27 protein-coding genes and 3 pseudogenes are annotated in these 23,828 nt (G+C 67.7%); 17 read left to right on the forward strand and 13 right to left on the reverse strand.

What is annotated here, in order from left to right:
• The first annotated feature begins 1 nt into the window (after window position 1).
• From gvpO to QR64_RS05275, 5 genes are read left to right on the forward strand one after another with little or no spacing between them, the layout of a single operon-like run.
• Window positions 2–298, forward strand: coding sequence for a gas vesicle protein GvpO (gene gvpO / locus QR64_RS05255; RefSeq protein ID WP_019290524.1), 297 nt, complete (start codon window positions 2–4; stop codon window positions 296–298).
• The gene (gene gvpJ, locus QR64_RS05260) at window positions 295–693 is read left to right on the forward strand and encodes a gas vesicle protein GvpJ (protein WP_024102486.1); all 399 of its coding nucleotides are present in this window, start codon (window positions 295–297) and stop codon (window positions 691–693) included. Before gvpO ends, gvpJ begins: the two co-directional genes overlap by 4 nt.
• Window positions 686–1,474 (forward strand): GvpL/GvpF family gas vesicle protein, encoded by a 789-nt coding sequence (locus tag QR64_RS05265; protein WP_039584408.1) that lies wholly within the window; start codon window positions 686–688, stop codon window positions 1,472–1,474. The genes gvpJ and QR64_RS05265 overlap by 8 nt, the downstream gene beginning before the upstream one ends.
• Entirely contained in the window at window positions 1,471–1,698 is a 228-nt protein-coding gene (locus QR64_RS05270; protein ID WP_019290522.1) for a gas vesicle protein, read from the forward strand. Before QR64_RS05265 ends, QR64_RS05270 begins: the two co-directional genes overlap by 4 nt.
• A complete protein-coding gene (locus tag QR64_RS05275) occupies window positions 1,695–1,988 on the forward strand; it encodes a gas vesicle protein K (protein WP_016693994.1) in 294 nt (97 codons plus the stop codon). Before QR64_RS05270 ends, QR64_RS05275 begins: the two co-directional genes overlap by 4 nt.
• Window positions 1,989–1,998: 10 nt before the next feature.
• On the opposite strand, the gene QR64_RS05280 is transcribed toward QR64_RS05275, so the two are convergent.
• Both QR64_RS05280 and QR64_RS05285 read right to left on the reverse strand, forming a co-directional pair.
• Window positions 1,999–3,135, reverse strand: a complete 1,137-nt coding sequence (locus QR64_RS05280; protein WP_006550847.1) for an acyl-CoA dehydrogenase family protein — start codon at window positions 3,133–3,135, stop codon at window positions 1,999–2,001.
• 10 nt (window positions 3,136–3,145) lie between these two features.
• Entirely contained in the window at window positions 3,146–4,315 is a 1,170-nt protein-coding gene (locus tag QR64_RS05285; protein WP_019290521.1) for an acyl-CoA dehydrogenase family protein, read from the reverse strand.
• 102 nt (window positions 4,316–4,417) lie between these two features.
• On the opposite strand from QR64_RS05285, the gene QR64_RS05290 reads away from it, so the two are divergent.
• A complete protein-coding gene (locus QR64_RS05290; protein WP_006550849.1) occupies window positions 4,418–5,044 on the forward strand; it encodes a TetR/AcrR family transcriptional regulator in 627 nt (208 codons plus the stop codon).
• 157 nt (window positions 5,045–5,201) lie between these two features.
• On the opposite strand, the gene QR64_RS05295 is transcribed toward QR64_RS05290, so the two are convergent.
• The 3 genes from QR64_RS05295 to QR64_RS05305 all read right to left on the reverse strand — a co-directional run bounded on the left by QR64_RS05295 (window position 5,202) and on the right by QR64_RS05305 (window position 6,933).
• Window positions 5,202–5,414, reverse strand: a complete 213-nt coding sequence (locus tag QR64_RS05295; protein WP_006550850.1) for a transposase — start codon at window positions 5,412–5,414, stop codon at window positions 5,202–5,204.
• Between the two features lie 6 nt (window positions 5,415–5,420).
• Window positions 5,421–5,663, reverse strand: coding sequence for a transposase (locus tag QR64_RS05300; RefSeq protein ID WP_082331778.1), 243 nt, complete (start codon window positions 5,661–5,663; stop codon window positions 5,421–5,423).
• A gap of 313 nt (window positions 5,664–5,976) precedes the next feature.
• Complete coding sequence (locus tag QR64_RS05305) at window positions 5,977–6,933, reverse strand: ERCC4 domain-containing protein (RefSeq protein WP_039584493.1); 957 nt, start codon at window positions 6,931–6,933, stop codon at window positions 5,977–5,979.
• A 156-nt stretch (window positions 6,934–7,089) separates the two neighbouring features.
• On the opposite strand from QR64_RS05305, the gene QR64_RS27275 reads away from it, so the two are divergent.
• Entirely contained in the window at window positions 7,090–7,611 is a 522-nt protein-coding gene (locus tag QR64_RS27275) for a hypothetical protein (protein WP_200886478.1), read from the forward strand.
• Window positions 7,612–7,711: 100 nt separating this feature from the next.
• On the opposite strand, the gene QR64_RS05315 is transcribed toward QR64_RS27275, so the two are convergent.
• On the reverse strand, window positions 7,712–7,966 hold the full coding sequence (locus QR64_RS05315; RefSeq protein WP_006550854.1) for a Txe/YoeB family addiction module toxin: 255 nt from the start codon (window positions 7,964–7,966) through the stop codon (window positions 7,712–7,714).
• Window positions 7,963–8,211 (reverse strand): type II toxin-antitoxin system Phd/YefM family antitoxin, encoded by a 249-nt coding sequence (locus QR64_RS05320; protein ID WP_006550855.1) that lies wholly within the window; start codon window positions 8,209–8,211, stop codon window positions 7,963–7,965. Before QR64_RS05320 ends, QR64_RS05315 begins: the two co-directional genes overlap by 4 nt.
• A 95-nt stretch (window positions 8,212–8,306) precedes the next feature.
• Here QR64_RS05320 and QR64_RS28555 point away from each other — a divergent pair, with 95 nt between their 5' ends.
• The 4 genes from QR64_RS28555 (at window position 8,307) to QR64_RS05340 (ending at window position 13,338) form a co-directional block, all read left to right on the forward strand.
• On the forward strand, window positions 8,307–8,576 hold the full coding sequence (locus QR64_RS28555) for a pirin-like C-terminal cupin domain-containing protein (protein ID WP_019290514.1): 270 nt from the start codon (window positions 8,307–8,309) through the stop codon (window positions 8,574–8,576).
• 466 nt (window positions 8,577–9,042) lie between these two features.
• Window positions 9,043–9,837, forward strand: a complete 795-nt coding sequence (locus QR64_RS05330) for an LLM class F420-dependent oxidoreductase (RefSeq protein WP_006550857.1) — start codon at window positions 9,043–9,045, stop codon at window positions 9,835–9,837.
• Window positions 9,838–9,897: 60 nt separating this feature from the next.
• The gene (locus QR64_RS05335) at window positions 9,898–11,130 is read left to right on the forward strand and encodes an alpha/beta fold hydrolase (protein WP_039584410.1); all 1,233 of its coding nucleotides are present in this window, start codon (window positions 9,898–9,900) and stop codon (window positions 11,128–11,130) included.
• A 129-nt stretch (window positions 11,131–11,259) separates the two neighbouring features.
• On the forward strand, window positions 11,260–13,338 hold the full coding sequence (locus QR64_RS05340) for a PhoX family protein (RefSeq protein WP_033098483.1): 2,079 nt from the start codon (window positions 11,260–11,262) through the stop codon (window positions 13,336–13,338).
• 58 nt (window positions 13,339–13,396) lie between these two features.
• On the opposite strand, the pseudogene ggh reads toward QR64_RS05340, so the two are convergent.
• A pseudogene (ggh, locus tag QR64_RS05345) lies at window positions 13,397–14,725 on the reverse strand (glucosylglycerate hydrolase); the annotation flags it as partial.
• A 119-nt stretch (window positions 14,726–14,844) separates the two neighbouring features.
• Window positions 14,845–15,567 (reverse strand): annotated as a pseudogene (locus QR64_RS05350) (LLM class flavin-dependent oxidoreductase); the annotation flags it as partial.
• Between the two features lie 71 nt (window positions 15,568–15,638).
• Here QR64_RS05350 and QR64_RS05355 point away from each other — a divergent pair.
• From QR64_RS05355 to QR64_RS05365, 3 genes and pseudogenes are all read left to right on the forward strand, one after another.
• A pseudogene (locus QR64_RS05355) lies at window positions 15,639–15,833 on the forward strand (MFS transporter); the annotation flags it as partial.
• Window positions 15,834–15,874: 41 nt separating this feature from the next.
• Window positions 15,875–16,774, forward strand: coding sequence for a spermidine synthase (locus QR64_RS05360; RefSeq protein ID WP_006550863.1), 900 nt, complete (start codon window positions 15,875–15,877; stop codon window positions 16,772–16,774).
• A gap of 59 nt (window positions 16,775–16,833) precedes the next feature.
• Window positions 16,834–17,814, forward strand: a complete 981-nt coding sequence (locus tag QR64_RS05365; protein WP_039584414.1) for a pirin family protein — start codon at window positions 16,834–16,836, stop codon at window positions 17,812–17,814.
• A 47-nt stretch (window positions 17,815–17,861) separates the two neighbouring features.
• Here QR64_RS05365 and QR64_RS05370 read toward each other — a convergent pair whose 3' ends face one another.
• Window positions 17,862–18,152, reverse strand: a complete 291-nt coding sequence (locus QR64_RS05370; RefSeq protein WP_006550865.1) for a putative quinol monooxygenase — start codon at window positions 18,150–18,152, stop codon at window positions 17,862–17,864.
• Window positions 18,153–18,238: 86 nt separating this feature from the next.
• Here QR64_RS05370 and QR64_RS05375 point away from each other — a divergent pair, with 86 nt between their 5' ends.
• On the forward strand, window positions 18,239–18,859 hold the full coding sequence (locus tag QR64_RS05375) for a class I SAM-dependent methyltransferase (RefSeq protein WP_019290506.1): 621 nt from the start codon (window positions 18,239–18,241) through the stop codon (window positions 18,857–18,859).
• 4 nt (window positions 18,860–18,863) lie between these two features.
• On the opposite strand, the gene QR64_RS05380 is transcribed toward QR64_RS05375, so the two are convergent.
• Entirely contained in the window at window positions 18,864–20,306 is a 1,443-nt protein-coding gene (locus tag QR64_RS05380; protein ID WP_019290505.1) for a flavin-containing monooxygenase, read from the reverse strand.
• 3 nt (window positions 20,307–20,309) lie between these two features.
• Window positions 20,310–21,320 carry a PHP domain-containing protein gene (locus tag QR64_RS05385; RefSeq protein WP_039584415.1) on the reverse strand — a complete coding sequence of 337 codons (1,011 nt, stop codon included), beginning with the start codon at window positions 21,318–21,320 and terminating at the stop codon, window positions 20,310–20,312.
• 40 nt (window positions 21,321–21,360) lie between these two features.
• Here QR64_RS05385 and QR64_RS05390 point away from each other — a divergent pair, with 40 nt between their 5' ends.
• The gene (locus tag QR64_RS05390) at window positions 21,361–22,065 is read left to right on the forward strand and encodes a vancomycin high temperature exclusion protein (RefSeq protein ID WP_039584416.1); all 705 of its coding nucleotides are present in this window, start codon (window positions 21,361–21,363) and stop codon (window positions 22,063–22,065) included.
• Window positions 22,066–22,075: 10 nt separating this feature from the next.
• Window positions 22,076–22,747, forward strand: coding sequence for an SDR family oxidoreductase (locus QR64_RS05395; RefSeq protein ID WP_039584495.1), 672 nt, complete (start codon window positions 22,076–22,078; stop codon window positions 22,745–22,747).
• 21 nt (window positions 22,748–22,768) lie between these two features.
• Here QR64_RS05395 and QR64_RS27000 read toward each other — a convergent pair whose 3' ends face one another.
• Window positions 22,769–23,824 (reverse strand): DUF6777 domain-containing protein, encoded by a 1,056-nt coding sequence (locus QR64_RS27000; RefSeq protein ID WP_039584417.1) that lies wholly within the window; start codon window positions 23,822–23,824, stop codon window positions 22,769–22,771.
• Window positions 23,825–23,828: the final 4 nt, after the last annotated feature.

Below are 23,828 nucleotides of genomic sequence, written 5' to 3' on the forward strand. Positions count from 1 at the left end.
CGTGGCGCAGGACACCGGCCCGCCCGCGATCTCGGCGGCCGAGGCCGCATCGGCGGCCCTCACACATCTGAAGGAACTGACCTCGAAGGAAGCTCAGGGGGTCACCTCCGTCGAACCCACCGAGGACGGATGGGTCGTCGAGGTGGAGGTCGTGGAAGACCGGCGGATTCCGTCGTCGGCCGACATGCTCGCGCTCTACGAGGTGGAGGTCGATCTGGACGGTGATCTGCTCGCGTACCGGCGGACCCGGCGTTACGGACGCGGCAGCAGCGACATCGGCGCAAGGACCGGGTCATGACGGTGGTCGGTGGGGGAGGCGGCATGTCGTCGCCGCAGCCCTACGGGGGTGGAGGACGGTCGACCAATCTCGGCGACATCCTCGAACGTGTCCTGGACAAGGGGTTGGTCATCGCCGGCGACATCCAGGTGAATCTGCTCGACATCGAACTGCTCACGATCAAGCTCCGCCTCGTCATCGCATCGCTCGAGACGGCCAAGGCCGTCGGGATCGACTGGTGGGAGAGCGATCCGTGGTTGACGAGCAAGGCTCGCTCACCCGAGGTCGATTCGAGCCGGGTGGAACTCGAATTGGAGAACCGGCAGCTTCGCGAACGGTTGGCCGCACTCGAGGCCCGAGCGGAGGAACTGGAGCCGGAACCGGCGGAGATCGTGGACGAGGAGAACCGTGACTGACACGACCGGGACCTGGATGTACGCCGTGACCGACGAGACGCTCGTCGGCCACGAGACCGAGGGCGCCTCCGGCGTCGCCGGCGAGCAGGTCCGCACGGTGCAGGAGGGCGGACTGACCGCCGTGGTCGGAACGGTGCCCCTGGACGATTTCGGCGAGGCCGCACTGGCTCGCAATCTCGAGGACCTGGACTGGCTGGAAAGAGTGGCCCGCGCCCATGATTCGGTCGTCGCCGGATTGGCACGGCACTTCTCCGTGGTACCCCTTCGACTCGCGACCGTCTGCCTCGACGACGAACGGGTCCGGGCCCTGCTCACCGAGCACCGGGAGCAGTTCGCGTCTGCGCTCGCCCTCGTGACCGGTCGTACCGAATGGGGGGTCAAGGCGTTCGCCGATCGCAAGGCGCTCACCGCGGCCGCCGCGGAAGCGCATGCGGAGGGTGCGGGTTCCGGCAGGGGCACGGCCTATCTGCTGCGTCGCCGCGCGCAACTGGCGGCGCAGGAGAGCATCGAACGCGATGCGGCCGAACGCGCCGCCGATATCCACGATCGGTTGCTGCGTGTGTCGGCCGCGGGTCGCCGGAGCGCGCCGACCGATCCGGCACTGAGCGGCAGCCAGGAGTGGATGCTGCTCAACGGGACATATCTCGTCGACGACGACAGGGCGGACGAATTCTATTCCGAGGTGGAGGAACTCGGGTCCCTGAATCCGGGGATCAGGCTCGAGACGAGCGGCCCGTGGCCGCCCTACTCGTTCGCTGGAGCAGAACGGATCTCGCCGTGAGATACGCCGACGGATCGGTGGACGAGGAACGGCGGATCGCTCTGATCGATCTGCTGGATCGGGTGCTGTCGGGCGGCGTGGTCATCACCGGCGACATCACACTGTCGATCGCGGATATCGATCTGGTGCGGATCTCGTTACGCGCGTTGATCTCGTCGATCAGTACCCTGTCGCTGCCCGGGGTCGACGTCCCCGTTCCCCATGGGGCCCGGGAGGGTTCGTGAGCGAGCCGGTGAACTTCCCGTCGCGTATCGACGCCGATCCCGAATCCGTGGAGCGGGGTCTGGTGACGCTGGTGCTCACGCTCGTCGAACTGCTCCGGCAGCTGATGGAGCGTCAGGCCCTGCACCGCATGGATGCAGGGGATCTCAGCGACGAGCAGATCGAACGGCTCGGCACGACACTGATGCTGCTCGAGCAGCGCATGGGCGAACTGCGCGACCATTTCGGGCTCACCCCCGAGGATCTCAACATCGATCTCGGTCCGCTGGGGACACTGCTGCCCCGGGAGTGAGCCCGATCGGTCACATTCCGGCGATCTCCACGAGCTCGTAGTCCTTCACACCGCCGGCGAGCACCCGCAGGTGATCGTCCATGGTGCCGAGGGTGTGCTCGATCGCGGTCAGGCGGCTCAGGTAGTGGCCGATGGAGTGCTCGGCCGTGACACCGATGCCGCCGTGCATCTGCACGGACTCCTGGCCGATCTTCCGAGCGGACCGGCCGACCTGCAGCTTGGCGCGCGAGGCGATGGTCGGGTCGACGATGCCGTCGGCGAGGGCCATGGTCGCGTACAGGCTCATGCTCGACGCCAGCTCGTACAGCACGTACATGTCGGCCGCACGGTGGGTGAGCGCCTGGAACATCGACAGCGGCACACCGAACTGCTTGCGCTGCTTGAGGTAGCTCGTGGTCAGCTGCACCGAGGAGTCGAGGGCACCGACCGCCTCGGCGCACAGTGCCGCCTGCGCGTGCACCTGCGCCGCGGTGATGGCGGCGGACGCGTCGGCCGCCTCACCGAGCGGGGTCGCCGCAACATCGTCGAGCACGAGTTGCGCACCGCGACGCTCGTCGTGGGTGCGGTACGGCGTGCGGACCAGACCGTCCGCCGATGCGTCGACGACGAACAGTCCGACGCCACCCTCCGGGAGCTTCGCGGAGACGATGAAGGTGTCGGCGCAATCACCGTGCAGCACAGGATTCTTGCGACCGGAGACGGTCCAGGAGTCGCCGTCGCGTGCCGCGGTGGTGGCCACCTCGGTGTGCGGCCAGCGGCTGCCCGGCTCGTCGTGCGCGAACGCGAGGAGCACGGTGCCCTCGGACAGTTGCGGCAGGATGTCGGAGCGCTGCGCGTCGGTGCCGACCTCGGCGACGAGCCGGCCGGGCAGGTAGACGCAGTCGAGCACGGGCTCGGGTGCGAGCGCGCGGCCGATCTCGGTCATGACGGCCATGACCTCCACCGGTCCGGCTCCCATGCCGCCGTGCTCCTCCGCGAAGGGCAGGCCGAGCACGCCGAGTTCGCCGAGTTGCTTCCATACGTCGCGGTTCCAGCCCAGGTCACCTTCGGCCACCCGGTTGCGCGACTCGACGTCGTACGCGCCGGAGAGCAGGTCGCGGACGGTCGCGCGGAGCATGTCCTGTTCGGTGTCGAGTTCGAAATTCATGTCCGGGGCCTCACAGTCCGAGAATCGAGGAAGCGATGATCGAACGCTGAACCTCGTTCGACCCGCCGTAGATGGTGACCTTGCGGTTGTTGAGGTAGGTCGGCATCGTCAGCTGCGCCCAGTCGGGCGAGTCGATACCGGCCTCGCCGGCGGGCAGCGAATCGGGACCGGCGATGTCGACGAGCAGTTCGGTCGCGGCCTGCTGCAACTCGGAGCCGCGCATCTTGAGCAGCGACGATGCCGGGTTGGGCTTGCCGTCGGCCGAGCCGGCGACGACGCGTAGCTGGGTGAGCTCGAGAGCGAGCAGCTCGTTCTCGAGTTCGGCCAGGCGTGCCGCGAAGATCGGGTCGTCGAGCAGCGAGCCGCTGCCGTAGCGGGTCTCGGCCGCGAGGGACTTCGCCCGCGCGAGCTTGACCTTGGTGGCGCCGACCCGGGCGATGCCGGTGCGCTCGTTGCCGAGCAGGAACTTCGCCTGCGTCCAGCCGGTGTTCTCCTCGCCGACGAGGTTCTCGGCGGGAACGCGCACGTCTTCGAAGAAGACCTCGTTGACCTCGTAGCCGCCGTCGATCAGTTTGATCGGACGGAGGGTGACGCCCGGGGTGTCCATCGGGAAGAGCAGCATCGAGATGCCGGCCTGCTTCTTCGCGTTCGGATCGGTGCGGACGAGGCAGAAGATCCAGTCGGCGTGCTGCGCGAGCGTCGTCCACGTCTTCTGACCGTTGACGATGTAGTCGTCACCGTCGCGGACGGCGCGGGTCTTGAGGGACGCGAGGTCGGAGCCGGCCTCGGGCTCGGAGAAGCCCTGGCACCACCAGATGTCGAGGTTGGCGGTGGCGGGGAGGAAGCGTTCCTTCATCTCCTGCGAGCCGAACTGCGCGATGACCGGCCCGATCATGGACGCGTTGAACGGCAGCGGGTCGGGCACCGACGCGAGCTGCAGCTCGCTGAGCCAGATGTTGCGCTGCATCGGCGTCCAGTCCTGACCGCCCCATTCGACGGGCCAGTTGGGAACGGCGAGGCCGCGCGAATGCAGGATGCGCTGGACGGCGACGTAGTCGTCCTTGCCCAGCGGAGTGCCGGAGGCGGTCTTCGCACGCACTTCGGCGGGGATCTCGGTGGTGAAGAAGGTGCGCAGTTCGTCGCGGAACGCACGCTCCTCCTCGGTGAGCTTCAGGTTCATGGAGGGACCTTCCAGGGATGCCGGCGCCGTAGCGCTTCTCGCGATTCCAAACTAACCTTACATTGTTAGCTCGTCCAGGCCGGGCCGGAAGGAGGACGATGGATGGCGCGCCCGCGCACGCCTCTGCTCAGCCGTGAGCTCATCCGCGACGTCACGCTACGACTCGTCGACGAGCACGGCCTCGACGCCGTCTCGATGCGTCGGATCGCCGCCGAACTGGGTGTTCGCGCCCCGTCGCTGTACAGCCACTACGCCACCAAGGAAGAACTGCTCGACGACATCGCCGACGCCATCGGTGAATCGGTCGATGTCAGCGGGTTCGCCGAGGACGACTGGCAGGAAGCGCTCCGACGCTGGGCTCGCACCTACCGCGACGCGCTCGCCGCGCACCCGAATATGGTGCCCTTCCTCGCCTCGAGTCCCGGCACGCGGCCCGTCTCCCTCCAGGCGTCCGACGCCATCCACGGCGGCCTCACCCGCGCCGGCTGGCCGCCCCGCTTCGCGACGATGATCGGAGCCTCGATCAAGTACATCGTCATCGGTTCCGCGATCACCTCGTTCGCGGGCGGATTCGACGATCACATCGACACCTACAACGAGCGGTATCCGCATCTGTCGCAGGCGCATCGGCTTCGCGAGTACGCCGCCGAGATCGATGCCGAGAGCTTCGACCTCGTTCTCGAGTCCTTCCTGCGGGAACTCGGGCGACGATACGAGATGTTTCCTTAGCCCGAATGCACCGATCAGCTGAGCGCGTTGCTGTGAATATGGTTGTGCGGTAACGATCGCCCTGCTGGCATGGCTGATCGTCCGACCACTCGGGTCGGGTTGTTCCACTGGATCGTCAAGTCCCGAGTCTTGTTGAGGCTGAGCGTGTGTTCAGTCCTCAGGCCGCAGGTGCGGCCGGTGGTTGTGCGTAGCAGGCGGTCTCGATCTCGGTCGGGGTGCGGTAGTCGAGTATGCCGTGGACCCGTTCGGTATCGAACCAATGCACCCATTGCACGGTGGCCGCTTCGACGTCTTCCCGGCCGGTGTTCTCCGACAGAACGCGACAGATCGGTTCGATCCCCCAGCGGTGTTGGTGTTCGTCGATGAACACAGGCGATTACTTCAGTCGGCGTGGGGCCACCTCCCACTTGCGGGGGACGAACTCCGCCTTCGCGAAAAACACTGTGGCAGAGCGAAGTATCTCCATCAACTGCCGTAGTTCGCGGTTCTCTTTCTCCGGACGGCGGATGCGCGCTTCGGCATCGACCGGCTCGGTCGGGAGCTCGTCGTCTTCGGCTTTGCGCACCCAGGTCCGCAGGGCTTCCTTGTGGACGCCGGTCTGCTCGGCGATCCGGTTGATGGCGCGCCGGTGCGGGTGTCGGGGTCACGGCGGGCTTCGACGGCGAGTCGGGTCGCTCGCTCACGCCAGTTCCTGAGGGTATTTGTAGTTCGCCATGATGAGTCTGGGGTGATCCTTCCGGGATGCCTGGCTCACCCTCGATGAGATCAGGGACGATTCAGTAATCATGCTCGACGATGACGTGATCGCCGTGCTCAGCACGGCGTGGCGTCGAACCGCTGGATGGGGCGCGGTCTATCGAGCGCGCGTGGCAGTCGCCGCGCCTTCCGCACGAAACGGCAGGACGTGGCATCGGCTGCTGCGGCGTTCAGCCTCACCCCGAGGCGTGAGCGTTGCGCCAGGCCGCCCACACCTGGGGACGGAGCCGGCCACGATCGGGGACCTTCATGCCCTCGCCGCGGGCCCACGCGCGTACGTCGGCGGTGGACGGTTCCGCGGTGGGAGCGTCCTTGTGCTGCGGTGTGATGCGGTCACACGCCGCGTCCTCGACGCCGGTCCACTCGTGCGCGGCGGCGAGATAGCGGTAGGTCCACTCCTCGGCGAGCTGACGAGTCTCGCAGAACACGATCGGCACACCGGGGTAGCGGACCTGCAGCTCGGCGAGACCGTCCGCGATCATCGCCGGCCGGACCCGTTCGAACTTGAACACCGCCGAGTAACGGTCTTCGACCACCACTGCGGCGCGGGGAAGGGCAGCGAGCTCGGCCATCGCGAAACGCAGCCTCCCGCTGGTCAGGCTGCCTACCAGGTCGGCCAACGACTTGCGTTCGACCGAGGCGACCAACCGGTCGTCGACGAGCAGACCGTAGTCTCCGCACGCCAACACACGGCGGACGGTGTCGACCTGCTGCCCGGGGAATTTGTAGGGGTAACGCTCGTGGGAATCGACGACGATCGTCAGTTCGGCGATGCCGGCGGCTCGGGCGGTGGGGGTGCGCACATTCGGACGTGCCTGCTTCCGAGTGCGCGGGGATTGCCAGAACACGGCATCGCGCCCCCGAGCTTGGGTGAACACGATCTGCGACCGGTTCTCCCGTCCCCGGTCCAGGACCACGTCGATCGCGGCGCCGCGACGCACACACGAACGCAACCGAACCTGCTCGACGATCTCGGGGTCCTCAGGCCACTCGTCGGCCGGAACGGGATAGCAGAACAGGGCTTTGGTACGCGGCCAGGTGTCGGAGGTGCGAAACACCAGTCCGTCCGACAGGGGCAGGCGCAGTAGGAACGGCAGCCGTGATTCCGGGTCCGGGTTGCGGGCGATCACCATGTCCACGAAGTTCGGCGGCCTTTCGCTCGGCGATACATACCGAGCAGTGTCCGATACCGATCGCCCGCCGACAAGCCTGCCGGACACGCGTGTGCGAGGCAGGAATGCATCGGGTGGGCGCGACAGAAACCGGTCGTCGATGAAAGGTCCTGCCACATGTCCGACAAGAGCAGAGGTTCGGCCGGGCAGAAGCGCGCCGCGAAAGCCGAGAAGCGAGCGCAGAAGAACCAGGGGACGATGGTCTCGCTCGCAGATCGCTCTCGCCGAACCGCGGTCGACGAGTACCAGCGGCTCATACCCATATTCCATGCGTGGCTGCTCGACAGCGGCATAAGCACCGGGGTGGAGATGGCCGCGGCGCACATCGTCGGTGTCGGGCAGGCAGTGGACTTACTCGCTCAGGACACGATCCGGTTCTCGGCGACCGCGTGGCGCACATCGGCCATCGACCATCTGCTCCGCGCTGCGTGCGGCTCGCTGGTACTGACGGTGGGCAACACCGACCAGCAGTTCCCGTCCGCCGAGCTCGACACCACCGCATTGATCGCGGCACCCGAGCCGGTGGACTGGTCCGAACCCGACCAGCTCGACATCGCCGCGGCCGTCGAAGGTCCGGACCAGTGGAGCGGCGAGCACAGTGGCCGGGTGTATGTCTCGGTGCATGTCGACTGTCGCTGACCTGCAAGCAACCCCCCGACCATCGGCAAGGATGTGTCTGCGGTTGCTCAGTCAGAAGTGATAATCCTGCCCGGATTCGGTCGTCGGACCGTGGATCGGGTCAGTAGTGGTAGCGGGCGGCGATGATGACCAGGGCACCGTCGATGACCTCGTAGACCAGGCGGTGTTCTTTGTCGATACGTCGAGACCACAGTCCTGACAGGGCATGTCTGAGCCGTTCGGGTTTGCCGATCCCCGAGTACGGGTCTCGTTGGCAATCCCTGACCAGCTCGTTGACACGCTCGAGCTGTTTTCTGTCGGTCGAGATCCAGAACTGGTAGTCGTCCCACGCTTCGTCGGTGAAGGTGATGTTCACTCGATGAGTTCCCTTTCGGTGTATTCACCTCCGCGAGCTCTCTGCATGCTGGCGAGCAGTCGTCGGGCGTTGGCCGGAGACTGCATCAGGTACGAGGTCTCGAGCATGGCGTCGTAGTCATCCTTCGACATCAGGACGGCATTGCCCCGCTTGGATACGATTTCCACAGGGGTGTGGTCCTTGTTGACCTGTTCGAGCAGCGGAAAGAAGTTTTTTCTCGCTTCGGTAGCAGTGATGGCAGCCATAGGTACTCCTTCCCCGAAGTCTCTCGGCCCAGCTCTTGAACCGGTACATTAAACGGTACCACTTCGGTACGGCATTCGGTACCAAAAGGTGTGAGGTGCGGCTTTCGTTCCCTCTGCTCGTCCATCTGCCGGCGCTGCGCTCCGGGTGCACGCACGCTGGCTCGTCCACCATCGACATCGACACCACCGACGGCGACACCCCCGCACGAATCCTTACCTTCAGCGGACCGCCGATCGGCGAACCCGTGGTGCTCGGCGGACCGTTCGTCATGAACACCAAGGTGGAAATCACCAATGCATTCGAGGACTTTCACGCCGGTAAATTCGGCGACATCCCCCGCCGGTCCCGACTGCAGTACCTCTGATCGACCTTGTCATTGCCGGTGGCGCCGCCAGCGATCGATTCCTCGACGGTAAGCCCGTCGCTCTACTCATCACCCGCGGCGGCTCTTACGGCGCCGGCGCCCCGCGCGACGGCTGGGATCACAGCACCGCGTTCCTCGTCCGAATCCTCGGCGACCTGTGGGGTGGCGACGTCACCGTGATCGGACGCGATTCACACTCGTCGGCGTGAATCCCGCCCTCGACCAGTTGGCCGAGACCGCAGCGACTCTGGAGAAGGACGCGCGGGAAACTGCCGACATGGCCCCGGACCCGGCACGCCGTCCGGCTGCGCCCGAGTTGGAGGTCATCGTCGTGCGCGTTCCCCTCGTCCGCCGATCGCTATCGAGCCCGGCGGGGAACATTTCGTCGGGTTCCTCCATCTCGGTGCTGCACTCACTTGCTTCAAGAAGCCGTCCACATGAGACACACTCTCTTAACCTGGACTCCATGACGCGCCCCATTCGCATCGGACTCCAACTACAGCCCCAGCAGCAACCCGATTACGGCGTCATCCGCGACACCGTGCTCCGCGCCGAGGACGCAGGCGCCGACATCGTGTTCAACTGGGACCACTTCTACCCGCTCTACGGCAACCCCGACGGCGCCCACTTCGAGTGCTGGACGATGCTCGGCGCCTGGGCGGAGCAGACCGAGCGCGTGGAGATCGGCGCACTGGTCACCGGTGGCGGCTACCGCAATCCCGATCTGCTCGCCGACATGGCCCGCACCGTCGACCACATCAGCGGCGGTCGTCTCATCCTCGGCATCGGCTCGGGCTGGTTCGAACGAGATTACGACGAGTACGGCTACGAGTTCGGCACCAAGGGCTCCCGCCTCGACCTGCTCGCCGAGTACATGCCCCGCATCGTGAATCGCCTCGGCAAGCTGAACCCGCAGCCCACCCGGCACATTCCCATCCTCATCGGTGGCGGCGGCCCGAAGAAGACGCTTCCGATGGTCGCGAAGTACGCGGACATCTGGCACAGCTTCGGCGAGATGGAGACCCACGCCGAGAAATCCGAGATCCTCGCGCAGCGCTGCGCCGAGGCCGGTCGTCGACCCGAGGACATCGAACGGTCCACCTCGTGGCCCGGCGCCGACGCGGCCCCGTCCTATGTGGAGCTCGGGATCACGCAGTTCACGGTGGGTGTCGGTGGTCCCGACTACGACCTCACCGAACTGCGCGAAGCCATCGCGTGGCGAGACGACAACTCCGCACCCCCGCTGACGGGGCTGAGCTGATCCCGGCCCGTGCCGACGGACCCTGAGCCGAGCACAGTACGTCGGTAGCATCGGTGGTGCATGTCGAACGCACCATGGCTACCGCCCTGCACCGCCGACGACTGGGACGACGGTCGGCGGCGGCGACGTCTCCGCGATACCCGCGCCGGTCATCACTGGGTACGGTTCGGCCGGCTTCGACGAGCCCTCGCGCGCACCGCCGTCGCGGCGCTCCCGCTCGTCGCCCTGTTCACCCAGTACTGGGCATGGGACGTCGCGCCGGTCCGTGAGCGACTCGCTCTCACGCAGCCACAGCTACATCCGATCCACGACGCGGCGACGCGGGAGGACCGCGACACGGCGGTCGTCGACCTGGTGGGCCTGGGCAACCTCGACGCGACCGAGACCGCCACGGCACTGCCCGCACTGAGCGAACTCGGGCAGGTGTGGGCGGTCGAGTACGACAACAGCGGTCTCGACACCGCCGTCGTCAGCCGCCTGATCCGCGAGCGTGCCGCGTGGTCCGGGATCGAGAACATCGTGCTCACCGGGCACAGCATGGGTGGGATCATCGCCCTCGAGGTCGCCCAGCACCTGTATCAGGACACCGATCTCGAGGTGACCGGCGTGATCCTGGACTGCACGCCGCTCGACCTGCACGCCGTGCGGGCCGACGCGCGCGACGCCGGTGAGGACCTGTTGCGCTGGATCGGCTGGCTGCCCGGCGCGCGGGAGAGCCGCAGTATGCGGATGCTCGTCGAGGTCGTCGCCCGCATGGACCGTTTCGTACTTCCCTCGGACCGGTGGTACCGCCGTATCGACACCGAAGAGTTGCACGACGTCGCGGTCGAGGTGCTCCACGACAAGATCTTCTCCACCGACGCCGCGAGCAACGGACTGATCGAATCGCAGTTCCGGGCGATCGTCGCCTCCGGTGCGGTCGACAACCTGAGGGCACTCGCCGACGAACGCGACGACAAGATCCGTCCCGCCATAGCGTTCCTCCGGCCACGGAACGCCGTCAACGACAACGTCGTCGACGTCGAGTACAGCCACCGGATCCTGATCGACCAGTCCGGCGGTGTCGACGGCACGCTGCTGGTGTCGAAGCTCGACCGTACCGGTCACGCCAATCCCATCCAGGCTCCCGCCGAATACAACACGGCGATCACCGACCGGGTGGTGCCGTTCGTCGACGGCCGGCCCGGCGAGGTCGAGGACGAGGACGAGCAGTCGCGGGACGAGGAATTCTCCGATGGCAACCGTCCCGGTGTACGGCCGATCGTGGATCTCGACCGCATCGCCCCGGGCTGACCTCGGCCCGTTCTGTGACCGCCGTCTCACGGCCGCCGAATGCTCATCGGGTGTTCACCTTCTCGTTCCGTCCGACTCGCCTGACGCTCCTACGGTTCCGGCGTCGAACCGATTTCCGAGGAGAACGTTGTGGCCCGTAGAGTCCTGCCCTTGTTCGTCACGCACGACGGCATATCGTCGCGCTCGAACATCACGTGCAAGTACAAGTGCGGGGATGCCTGTTCGCACGCCGTCCCGAACACCTCCCGCGGTGAATACTTCGGCGACATCGTGCGCGCCGCCGTCTCGCGTCGCGGGGTCCTGCGAGGCGGTGCCATGGCCGTGCTCGCCGTCGGCGCCGGTGGTGTCCTGACGGCCTGTGCGGACGACTCCGCTGCGGCCGCCGGCAGTGACGCCGGGGCGGCGGGAGATCTCGGGCCGGTGCCCGACGGCACCAACTTCACGGCGGTCGCGCCGAACACCGATGACGCGGTGACGGTTCCGGAGGGGTACGAGAACGACGTCGTCATCCGCTGGGGCGATCCGGTGCTGCCCGATGCCCCGGCCTTCGACATCGGGAACCAGACGGCGACCGCGCAGGAGAAGCAGTTCGGGTTCAACAACGACTTCGCCGGCCTGCTCCCGGTGGACGGCCGACCCGACACCTACCTGCTCGTCGTCAATCACGAATACACCACCGAACCCTTCATGTTCGCCGACTACGATGCGGACGACCCCACCGAGGAACAGGTGCGCATCGGCATCGCCGGTCACGGGATGTCGGTCGTCCAGGTGAAGGGCGAGCCCGGGACCGGCCGCCTGACACCGGAATTCGGTGAATACAACCGTCGTATCACCGGAACCACCGAGTTCCTCCTCACCGGACCGGCCGCGGGCAGCGGCCTGCTGAAGACCACCGCCGACCCGACGGGCACGCGGGTCTCGGGGACGTTCAACAACTGCGCCGGCGGGCTCACCCCGTGGGGCACCGTGCTGTCGGGCGAGGAGAACTTCAACCAGTACTTCGCCAACGCCGAGAGCGTCACCGACCCGGTCGTCGCCGAACGTCTCGCCCGGTACGGACTCGAGGGCGCCGACACCGAACGGAAGTGGGAACGATTCGACCGGCGCTTCGACATCGCCACGGAACCCAACGAGGTCAACCGGTTCGGGTGGATCGTCGAGATCGATCCGTGGGATCCGAATTCGGTGCCCGTCAAGCACACCGCACTGGGACGGTTCAAGCACGAGGCGGCCACCGTCCACATCACCGACGACGGCACCGTCGTGTCGTACAGCGGTGACGACGAACGCTTCGACTACATGTACAAGTTTGTCTCGTCGCGGAAGATGCAGCCCGGAAACTCGCGAGCTGCGATGCGGCACAACATGACCCTGCTCGACGCCGGCACGCTCTACGTCGCGAAGCTCAGCGGTGACCATCCGGACGAGATCGACGGATCCGGAACACTTCCCGAGGCCGGCGAGTTCCGCGGCAGCGGCGAGTGGATCCCGCTGCTGCGCGCGAACGAGGACGGCAGCGCCGAGTCGCTGGTCGACGGCATGAGCGCCGAAGAGGTCGCGGTGTTCACCCGCCTCGCCGGCGACCGGGTGGGCGCGACGAAGATGGATCGCCCCGAGGACTTCGAACCGAATCCGGTCTCCGGCAAGGTCTACGTCGCACTCACCAACAACACCAAGCGCGGCGTCGACGGCGCCGCGCCGGCCGACGAGGCGAATCCGCGCGAGAACAACAAGAACGGTCAGGTCCTCGAGATCGACGACGACCACGCGGGTACGTCCTTCACGTGGAGGCTGCTGCTCGTGTGCGGGGACCCGAACGAGGCCGACACTTACTTCGGCGGCTTCGACAAGTCGCAGGTCAGTCCGATCTCGTGCCCCGACAACCTGGCCTTCGATTCGTACGGCAATCTGTGGATCTCGACCGACGGCAACGCACTCGGCTCCAACGACGGATTGTTCAGCGTCGTCCTCGACGGTCCGCGTCGCGGTGAGACGAAGCAGTTCCTCACCGTGCCGATCGGCGCCGAGACGTGCGGGCCGATCGTGCAGGACGGCCGGGTCGTGGTGTGCGTCCAGCATCCCGGGGAGACCGACGACGCGTCGTGGGCGTCGCCGGCCTCGCACTGGCCCGACGGAGGCGACTCCCAGCCGCGTCCCGCCGTGGTCGCGGCGTGGAAGTCCGACGGCGGACGTATCGGGGTCTGACACCTCGTGCGTGGTTCCGGTCGCGCTCGCTCCCGGAACCACGCACGGGTCATCCGANCCAGTCCAATACCGCTGCGGCGGTCCACGACTGCTGCATGCTGCCGAGCGGGTCGCCGGTGAACGGTTCGTAGTACTCGGCGAAGGTGCCGTCGCTCGCCTGCCGGAGTCCTTCCGCGCGAAGCACGTTGGCCCGTTCGGCCCAGCCACGACGGGCGAACGCCCACGAGAACAACCACGTCATCACGGGCCACACCGGTCCGCGCCAGTACTCGCGGGGACGGAAGTCGCCCGAGACGGGGGACGTCGACGGCGGTACCGCATAGCGAAGATCCGGATGCCCGCAGAACTTCGGCCCTTCGAAGGTGCGCAGCAGCGCCCTCTCGGCCTGCCGGTCGAGACCTCCGCACAGCAGTGGCGCGAACATCGCGAGAGTGTCGGTGGCGACCCACTTCCCGCTGCGTAGATCGAAATCCTTCGCCGCGCCCGTGCGGGAGTCGGTCGTGGTGATCACGCCCTTCCGGAACCGCTCGGCCCACTGATACAGCTCGCGCACATCCGCGTTGGGACGGGAATGCTCCTCACCGATGGTTGCAAGCACCTCGCACGACAGCGAGAACACCGCGCTGACGAAGACGTCCTCGACCGCGAAGCTCATGGCCTTCGCGAGCACGCTGTCCTCGTAACGCGCCGTCTTCATCTCCTCGAGCAACCACAGATAACGCGCGTATTCACGGTCGGTGGGTCGCTGGGTGGCGTCGGCGACGTGCTCGAGATCCTCGCGGTGGAAGGGCGGCACCGGACCGGCGATAACGTTGGCGTACGCCGTATCCCAGCGCGGGGAGTTGTCCATGCCCGACTCCCACCCGTGGTACAGCGCGATGCGGCCGTTGCCGTCGAGATCGCGTGCGTGCGAGAGCCAGCGGTGCCACCGCACGAGATCCGCCCACCGGCGATCCAGGAACTCCTCGGCGACAGCACGTGTCGAGCGGCCGTGCCGTCGTGAATGCTCGAGGATGCGCTGTACGGCGATGGCGTGCACGGGAGGCTGTGTGATACCCGAGGTCTGCACCTGCGCCGGTGCGTGCGCGGCCAGTTCGGAGACCGCCCAGCGCGCCGGGCCCGGGAAGTAGCCGTCGACACCGTTGGCGAAGACGATGTGTGGGATCATCCCGTTCTTCCACTGCGCCGAGAGCAGGGTGTCGAGTTCGACCACCGCCCGTTCGACACTGAGCGGCGCGAGCCCCACGGCGACGAACGCCGCATCCCAACTCCACATGTGTGGATAAAGCTTGGGAGCGGCACTCGTCATGGCGCCCAGGTCGTTCCCACGCAGCAGGTACGCCGCGCGTGCGGCGAGCTGTGTGGAGGTGAATCCTCGGTCCGGCATGGCCCCATTCTCTGTGCTGCGGACGGATCCGCACGACGAGGGCCGCAGCTGTAACAGCGCCGACACATTTCGCGCCGGCGCTGTGTCGAGCTGTGCTGTATCGATGTGTCAGGGGATGGTCAGTGCGCGGAGGGCAGGAAGGCCGTCGAGCCCGACAGGTCGCCCGGGCGGTGGGAGACCGGGGCGAGCAGGCCGCGACGCTCGAGGATCGGACGCACGCCCTCACCGAAGCGGTAGGCCTCCTCGAGATGCGGGTAGCCCGACAGCACGAAGTGGTCGAGTCCGATCTCGGCGTACTCGGCGATGCGGTCGGCGACCTCCTCGTGGGAACCCACGAGCGCGGTGCCCGCGCCACCACGGACGAGTCCGACGCCCGCCCACAGGTTGGGGGAGACCTCGAGGCTGCGGGCGTCCTTGCTCGCGGCGTAAGCGCTGCCGCCGCCGTGCAGCTCGACCATCCGGCGCTGCCCCTCGGAACCGGAGCGGGCCAGGCTCTGCTGGGCCTTCTCGATGGTCGCGGGGTCGAGCGCGGAGAGCAGGCGGTCGGCCTCGGCCCAGGCCTCGTCGGAGGTGTCCCGGCTGATGACGTGCAGGCGGATGCCGTAGTCGAGGGTGCGTCCCTGGATGTCGGCAAGGCCGCGGATCCACGCGATCTTGTCGGCGACGGCGGCCGGCGGCTCACCCCACGTGAGATAGGTGTCGCAGAACTGCGATGCGACGGTGCCGGCGGCGGGAGAGGACCCGCCGAAGAAGAGCGGCGGCACCGGATCGGGGATGCGCTGGAGCTGGGCGTTCTCGACCTTGATGTATTCGGCCTGGAAGTCGACCGGGCCGTTGCCCGCCCGTGTGTGAATGTGTCGGACGTGGTTGGCGTCGCCGGGTTGCACGCTGTCCACCACCGGGAATCGAGTCCGTGACCACGCTGTCACAGCCCAGTTCCGCACCCGAGTCCGATCTCGATCGTCGCAGGAGACTACGCACCGTGGTCGCGGCGAGCCTGCTCGGCACCACGGTGGAGTGGTACGACTTCTTCCTCTACGCGACGGCTGCGAGCCTGGTGTTCAACCAGCTGTTCTTCCCCGACCAGAGTTCGTTCGTCGGCACGATGCCTCTGATCCGAGGCAAACGAGCCGGTACTAGGCTCGTCGTATGAGCAGGCAACGAGGTGGCCGCGCCGCATCGTCGCCGCGCAAGGAGAAGACGGGTGCACCGGGCGGCCCGGCCGAGGGGTTGTACGACATCGACACGGGTACGTGCGAGCTCGTCAAGGACCGCTATCTCGCCGACGGATGGGTCCTCGAGATCAACGGGGTGCCCAGCTCGCACATCGACCTGAGCGACCCGGCCCTGCTCGAGTTCGAGTACATGCGGTGGATCGCGATGCTCGTCGAGAGCAGGTTCGAACACGACTCGAGATTGCGCGTGCTGCACCTCGGTGGGGGTGCGTGCACGATGGCGCGCTACTTCGCCGCGGTCTACCCCGACGCTCGGCAGGTCGTCGTCGAGATCGACGGTCGCCTCGCCGAACTCGTCCGCCACTGGTTCGATCTGCCCCGCGCTCCGTTGCTGCGTATCCGGGTGGGGGAGGCCCGTCAGGTCCTCACCTCGCTCTCCGACGCGAGCCGCGACGTGATCGTGCGGGATGTCTTCGCCTACAACCGCACTCCCGTCGCACTCACCACCCTCCAGTTCACACAGCACGCCCGACGCGTGCTCGCGCCCGGCGGTGTCTACGTCGTCAACTGCGGCGACTTCCGCGACCTGACCGTCGCGAAACGTGAGGCCGCGACGATCGGTGAGGTCTTCGAGCACACCGTGATCATCGCCGACCCCGCGATGTTCAAGGGACGCCGCTACGGCAACGTCGTCATCGCCGGCAGCGACCTGCCGCTCGGTGACTCCCCGGCCCTGGCCCGCGACCTGCTCGGCGGAGCCGTCCCCGCGCAGATCCGCCTGGGTGACCAGGTCGAGAAGTTCGCCGCCGGGGCGCGCGTGCTCGACGACAGCGAGGCCACCACACCGCCCGGAACAAAGAGCACGGGCACGTAGTTGCACGGGTCATGACGTCAGCAGCCCCTACTCCGGTACTCCAGGTCTTCCGGCTCGGTATGCCCTGGCAGACGATCGATCCCTTCCTGTTCGTCGCACACCACGTCGACGCGTATCCGGCGGGCAACGACGAGCTCGGACCCGACGCGTCGCTCGACGGCCGCCCGATCGGCCAGGACTTCGGCAACCCGGCGGGCTGGAGCATGTACCACGGCACCACCGTCCCAGGATTCCCCGGCCACCCGCACCGCGGCTTCGAGACGGTGACCTTCGTGCGCTCGGGTTTCGTCGACCACTCCGATTCGGTGGGTGCGGCGGCGCGTTTCGGTGAGGGCGACACGCAGTGGCTCACCGCCGGCAACGGGGTCGTCCACAGCGAGATGTTCCCTCTGCTGAACAAGGATTCGGACAATCCGCTCGAGTTGTTCCAGATCTGGCTGAACCTGCCCGCCGAGTCGAAGACCGTCGATCCGCACTTCTCGATGCTGTGGAACGAGGACACCCCCACCGTGACCGTCTCGGACGAGGACGGACGCACCGTCTCCGTCCGCGTCATCGCCGGTGAGCTCGACGACGTGACTCCGCCGCCGCCCCCGCCGAATTCGTGGGCGTCCCGACCCGGCACCGACGTGGCGATCTGGAACATCGACCTGTCGTCCGGTGCGCGCTGGGAACTGCCGGCCGCGCGCGGTGAGCAGACGCAACGGGTCCTGTACGTGTACAACGGTTCCCCCGTGCGGATCGGTGACCGGACGATCGAGTCCGGGCACGGGGTCGTCGTCGACGCGTCGGTGCCGGTGCACCTCACCGGCGGCGAGGAGGGCACGCAGATCCTGATGCTGCAGGGTCGCCCGATCGGCGAACCCGTCGTCTCGTACGGCCCGTTCGTGCTCAACGACGAGGCGGGTGTCCGCCAGGCGTTCGAGGACTACCGCCGCACCGGATTCGGCGGATGGCCCTGGGACAGCGACGGTCCCGTGCACGAACGTGACGCCGGCCGGTTCGCGCGGTATCCCGACGAGAAGCTCGAGCAACGCTGACGGCGTGCGCAGATCCTGTCGATTTCCGGCGGGATCTGCGACGAGAACTACTCGTTCGACGGCTGCACATCCGGGACGAGGTACTCGGAGACCTCCATCGACCGGATCTCCCGGGCCTGATCGTCGTCGGGTCCGCTGCCGCGGAAGTCGTCGAGGTGTGCCTGTGACTCCCACCGTTCGTAGATGCAGACGCGGTCGGGCTCGATCAGGTCGGCGGTGACAGCGAAGTCGAGGCAGCCCGGCGCTCTACGGGCGGCCTCGACGACGGACCTGCAGGTCGCCAGATAGAACTCACGCCTGTCGGCGTCGACGGTGAGATGTCCTGCGACGATGATCATGAATTCCCTCCCGTGGTCACTGCCTCGTCGTGGATAGGACCTGCGAACGGGGTCGAACTCATCGCGGCCCGTCGTACCATGCCGGAGTGACCCAGCCCGGATACGATGCCCTCGCGGATCTGTACGTCGAGTTGTTTCCCGATCCGTACCTGACTCCGCTCGAACGCCACACCGTCGCCGCCTTCTCCGAGATGGTGTGCCAGAGCCAGGTGCAGGGTGTCGTGCTGGACGTGGGCTGCGGACCCGGATACGTGGCCGCGGATCTCGCCGACCGCGGACTCGACGTGATCGGCCTCGATCCCAGCACCGAGATGCTGCGCATCGCGCGGGGCGCCTACCCCGCCCTGCGATTCGTGCGGGACGACGCGCGACTCGGGTCCGACGAACTCCGCGGAGTGGTTCCGAGCGCGATCATCGCACGGTGCAGCCTCATCCATGTTCCGCCGTCCGAGATCCCCGGGATCCTCGACGCGTGGTCGGAGCGGGTTCCGTCCGGCGGCGTGGTGCTCATCGCGGGCCAGACCACCGACACCCCCGGCGAAGTGGTGGAGTTCGATCACGCGGTGGCGCCGGCGTGGCGGTGGCACCCGGATCGTCTCGCCGCGGCCCTGTCCGACGCCGGATTCGACGAGGTGTGGCGGACGGTCGGCCGCCCCGACACCGATCATCGCTTCCCCGACGTCCACCTGGCGGCGCGGCGGCGCTGACGGGTCAGGGCGTGAACTGCATCGATTCGTCGACACGCCCGAGCCGCATGGTGGGCAGGTCGAGGAGATAGTTCTGCCGCATCAACCACGGGCTGCGCGCACCCTGTTTGGGCAGAGCACCTTCCGCGCGGTGGATGTACCCGGCGTCGAGACCGAGCAGCGGGCGGGTACACCCGTCGCCCGAATACCTCGGAACCGCCGAACGGTAACCGTTGCGTCGCATGTACCGCAGCAACCGGCAGACGTAGAGGGACGCGAGATCGGCACGCAGGGTCCACGACGCGTTGGTGTAGCCGAGACACATCGCGGCATTGGGCAGGCCGTCGAGCATCATGCCACGGTAGATGAACCGGGCCGAGAGGTCGATCTTCTCCCCGTCGACGACGAACTCGATTCCGCCCGCAGGCACCAGTTGCAGACCCGTCGCGGGGATCAGGATCTCGGCCTCGAGTTCGCGGCCGGACTCGAGGCGGACACTCTTCTCGGTGACGGTGTCGATCCGGTCGGTGACGATCTCGGCCTTCCCGGCGCGCAGGGTGCGGAACAGGTCGGAGTCGGGGACCACGCACAGTCGCTGATCCCACGGGTCGTAGCGCGGTGAGAAGTGGGGATCGACCGGGATCCTGCCGCGTAGGCGACGTTCGGTGAGGGTGCGCAACATGCGTTTCGCGGCCGAGGGGAACCGCTGGCAGAACTGGTAGAAGCCGAGATTGGCTACGACGTTCTTCGTCCGCACTGCGCGGTGGGCCACCCTGTCCGGCAACAGGCGTCGAATCCGCGTCGCGATCGGGTCGCGCGCGGGCAGCGACATCACGTAGGTGGGGGAGCGCTGCAGCATCGTCACGTGCTCGGCCTTCTCAGCCAGGGCGGGCACGAGCGTGACGGCCGTGGCGCCACTGCCGATCACCACGATCCTCTTCCCCTCGTAGTCGAGGTTCTCGGGCCAGAACTGCGGATGCACGACCGTGCCCGCGAAGTCCTGCAGACCGGGGATGTCGGGGAGGTAACCCGACTCGTAGCTGTAGTAGCCGCTGCAGAGATAGAGGAAGGAACAGGACATCTCGACGGTTCCCTGCCCGGTCGAGGCACGCACCGTCCACCGGGCGTCCTCCGACGACCAGGATGCATCGATCACCCTGTGGCCGAATCGGATCCGTCGGTCGATGCCGAATTCGGCGGCGGTGTCGCGGATGTACTGCAGGATGTCGGGGCCGTCGGCGATGGACTTCTCGCCCCGCCACGGGCGGAACGGGAAGCCGAGCGTGTACATGTCGCTGTCCGATCGGATCCCCGGATAGCGGAACAGATCCCACGTACCACCGATCGCGTCGCGACTCTCGAGGATGGCGTACCCGAGATCCGGGCACTGTGTCTGCAACCGGTAACCGGCATCGATGCCGGACAATCCGGCTCCCACGATCAGTACGTCGACGTGTTCCACGCGCATCTCCTACCTGTCGGCCCACGCCAGCAGGTCGTCGATCTCCCAGGTGTTGATCACCTGTTCGGGTTCGACACCCCGCTCGACGGCACGTTCGCAACCGTACCCGAGCCAGTCGAGCTGCCCGGGTGCGTGCGCATCGGTGTCGATGGAGAACAGGCAGCCCGTCTCGAGCGCGAGGTCGATGAGACGCGACGGCGGGTCGCGGCGTTCGGGCCGGCAGTTGATCTCGACGGCGGTGTCGTGGTCGCGACATGCGGCGAAGACCTTCTCGGCGTCGAACTTCGACTCGGGACGGTTTCCGCGCCCCCCGGCGACGAGCCGGCCGGTGCAGTGCCCGAGGACGTCGACGTGGGGATTCGCCGCCGCACGCAGCATGCGTTTCGTCATCGCCGACCGGTCGGCCCGCAAGTTCGAGTGCACGCTCGCGACGACGACGTCGAGTTCGGCGAGCAGCCCTTCGTCCTGGTCGAGCGATCCGTCGTCGAGGATGTCGACCTCGATACCCGTGAGAATCCTTGCACCATCGGCGTTCCCGTTGATCTGCGCGACGACGCCGAGTTGCGAGCGCAGCCGCTCCGCGGTGAGCCCGTTCGCAACCTTCAGACGGGGGGAGTGGTCGGTGAGAGCGAAGTACTCGTGCCCGATCATCATCGACGCGACGCGGTGCATCTCGTCGATCGGGCTGCCGCCGTCGGACCAGTTCGAGTGGGTGTGCAGGTCGCCGCGCAGGGACTCGAGCAGGTCGCGGGCGCCTCGTCCGATCGGTTCGGCCTCCTCGCGCAACTGCTCGAGATAGGCGGGCACTCCGTCGAACGACTCGCGGATGACGGTGGCGGTCTTCTTCCCGATGCCGGGCAGATCGGTCCACGAGTCGGTCTTCCGCAGAACCTCCCGCTTGTGGTCGCTCACCTCGGCGAGCACCTCCGCCGCGCGTCGATAGGCCTGCACACGGTAGGTGTCGGCGTGTTCGCGTTCGAGCCAGAAGGCGACTTCGCGGAGTGCGTCGACGGGGTCCACCCCTCCATTGTGGCCGCCGGGCGTCCGTAATCTGGGGCGCATGCTCGAATCCGTCCGGCCGTCGTCCCTCCTCGGTGCGGTCTCCGCACTGGCCGTCGGTGCGGTGTCCGCGCTGACACTCGTCTCCGCCCGCGTGGCGTCCGAGGCGAAGGGCCTCATCTACGAGGTGGACGACGCACCACCCGCCCCGGTGGTGATCGTGCCGGGCGCGCGGGTGCACGAGGGCCGTCCGATGCGGGTGCTCCGCAGCCGTCTCGACGTCGCCGTCGCGTTGATGGAACGGGGACGGGTGCAGGCCGTGCTCGTCTCGGGCGACGGGGCGGGAACCTCGGGCGACGAGATCGCGGCGATGATCGCGTATCTCGTCGAGCAGGGTGTCAACCGGGAACGGATCGTCGCCGACCCGTACGGTCTGGACACCTACGACACCGCCCGGCGCGCCGTCGCCACCTACGGCGTGCGGCATGCATTGATCACGACCCAGGCCTTCCACCTTTCGCGCGCGGTGGCGTTGTGCCGGCGGGCGGGAATCGACATCGCCGGAGTCCGCGCCGCGAACGACGTGCGACCGCGCACGCGGCTGAGGAATCTGGCGCGCGAATACGTGCTGTCACGACCCAAGGCGTTCCTCGAACTCCGGTTCCCTCGCGACCCGGCGGTGTCGACCCCGCCGGACGACCGGCTCGCCGAGATCCTGGCCGGTCTCGAGCACGGTGCGGTGGCCGCCCCGCCCTCGGCTTCCTAGGCTCGTGATCATGCGCCCCACAGCTCTCGTCACCGGAGGGGGTCGCGGTCTCGGCGCCGCGATCGCCCACGAACTCGCTCCCACCCACGATCTGCTCCTCGGCGGCCGACGTCGCGAGTCGCTCGATGCGATCCTCGAGGAACTGCCCGACGCCACGCCGTGGCCCGTGGACCTGCTCGACCACGACGCCGTCGCCGCGGCCGCCGCCGACATCGACCGGCTCGACGTGCTCGTCCACAATGCGGGCGTCGCCGAACTGGGCACGATCGCCGACAGCGAGCCCCGGCAGTGGCGCGAGACGTTCGAGGCCAACGTCGTCGCCGTGGTCGCCCTGACGCAGGTGTTGCTGCCTGCCCTGCGGGCCGCGAACGGGCACGTGGTGCTCATCAATTCGGGGGCGGGGTTGCGCGCTCGCCCCGGGTGGGGTGCCTATGCCGCGAGCAAGTTCGCGTTGCGGGCGTTCGGCGACGCGCTGCGCGAGGAGGAACCCGCACTGCGGGTCACCTCGATCCACCCGGGCCGGATCGACACCGACATGCAACGCGCAATCGTCGCGTCGGAGGGCCGCGAGTACGACCCGTCGCAGTTCCTCAGCCCCGGCACGGTGGCGCGCGCGGTACGGCAGGTCGTCGAGGCACCGGTCGACGCCCACCCCACCGAGGTCGTCCTGCGTCCTCGCTGACGACTCGGAACGACTGACGATTCAGAAGGGCAGTGGGATCACCACCGGGGGAGCGCCCGGGATCTGGATCTGGATCTGCGGCGGTGGCGGCGCGGGAGCCCGCGGCGCCGGCGGAGGTGCCGGGGCCGGTGCCACCACCGGGGGCGGTTCCGGAGCCGGCGGCGGTGGCGGTGGTTCCGGAGCGGGTGGCGGCGGCGGTTCCGGAGCGGGTGGCGGCGGTGGCGGCGGTGCGGCGGCTTCCGGCACCGGAGCGCGTCGCGGTGCAGGAACGGGTACCTGCAGCGCCTCGGTCTCCGGGCGGGTTTCCTCCGTGGTCTCCGGTGCGGCCGGAGCCATGGTTTTCGGCAGGGCCTCACCGACCGGCACGGGGACCATCGCGCCGGTCGTGATGTCGATGACCTCCAGCTCCCGCACGGGAGTCGCGGCGGGCTGGACGACGAACATCCGCTCGGCGTTCAGGCCGGGCCATTTCGGGCCTTCGAGTTCGTCGTTGCCGGTGAGCACCGGCGCGGACAGCGGATTGCCGCGCACGCACCGCACGCGCGGAACGCCGAGTTCGTCGACGAGGACGATCGTGCCGCGTTCGAGCAGCGACTGCACGGGCCGCGCCGCACCGTCGCGGTACTCGTGCATGGTCACCCGGGTGTCGGCGCGCAACAGGACCGCCGTGAGGGTGTCGGTGTAGCCGCGGATGTCGGGCACGCCGAGGACACCGCGCCACGCTTCGGCCTTGTCCGGGTCTTCTTCCAGATGGAGGACGAGGGCTTCGCGGTCGCACAGGGGCCGGTCGAGACTTCCCCCGTAGAGGGCGGGGCGATCACCGGGGACGGCCGGGGTTCCGGCGGTCGCGGTGACCGGGTCGCCGCCGTCCTCGACGACCTCGGGGGGTGGGGGCGGCACCGCGACCGGCACCTGGGGTGGCACGAGACGCGGCGTCCACGGGTCGTCCTGCGCGGTGGCGACATGCAGGTGCACGGGCGTCGTCGTCTCGACCGAACCGCCCGACGAGCAGGCACCCGCCACCAGTGCCGTCAGTGCGAGTGCCAGACCGAATCCACGAACCGTGTCGCTGGCCACGCCG

Origin of the sequence: Rhodococcus sp. Chr-9, assembly GCF_000801125.1 — a bacterium.
Lineage (GTDB): Bacteria > Actinomycetota > Actinomycetes > Mycobacteriales > Mycobacteriaceae > Rhodococcus > Rhodococcus pyridinivorans.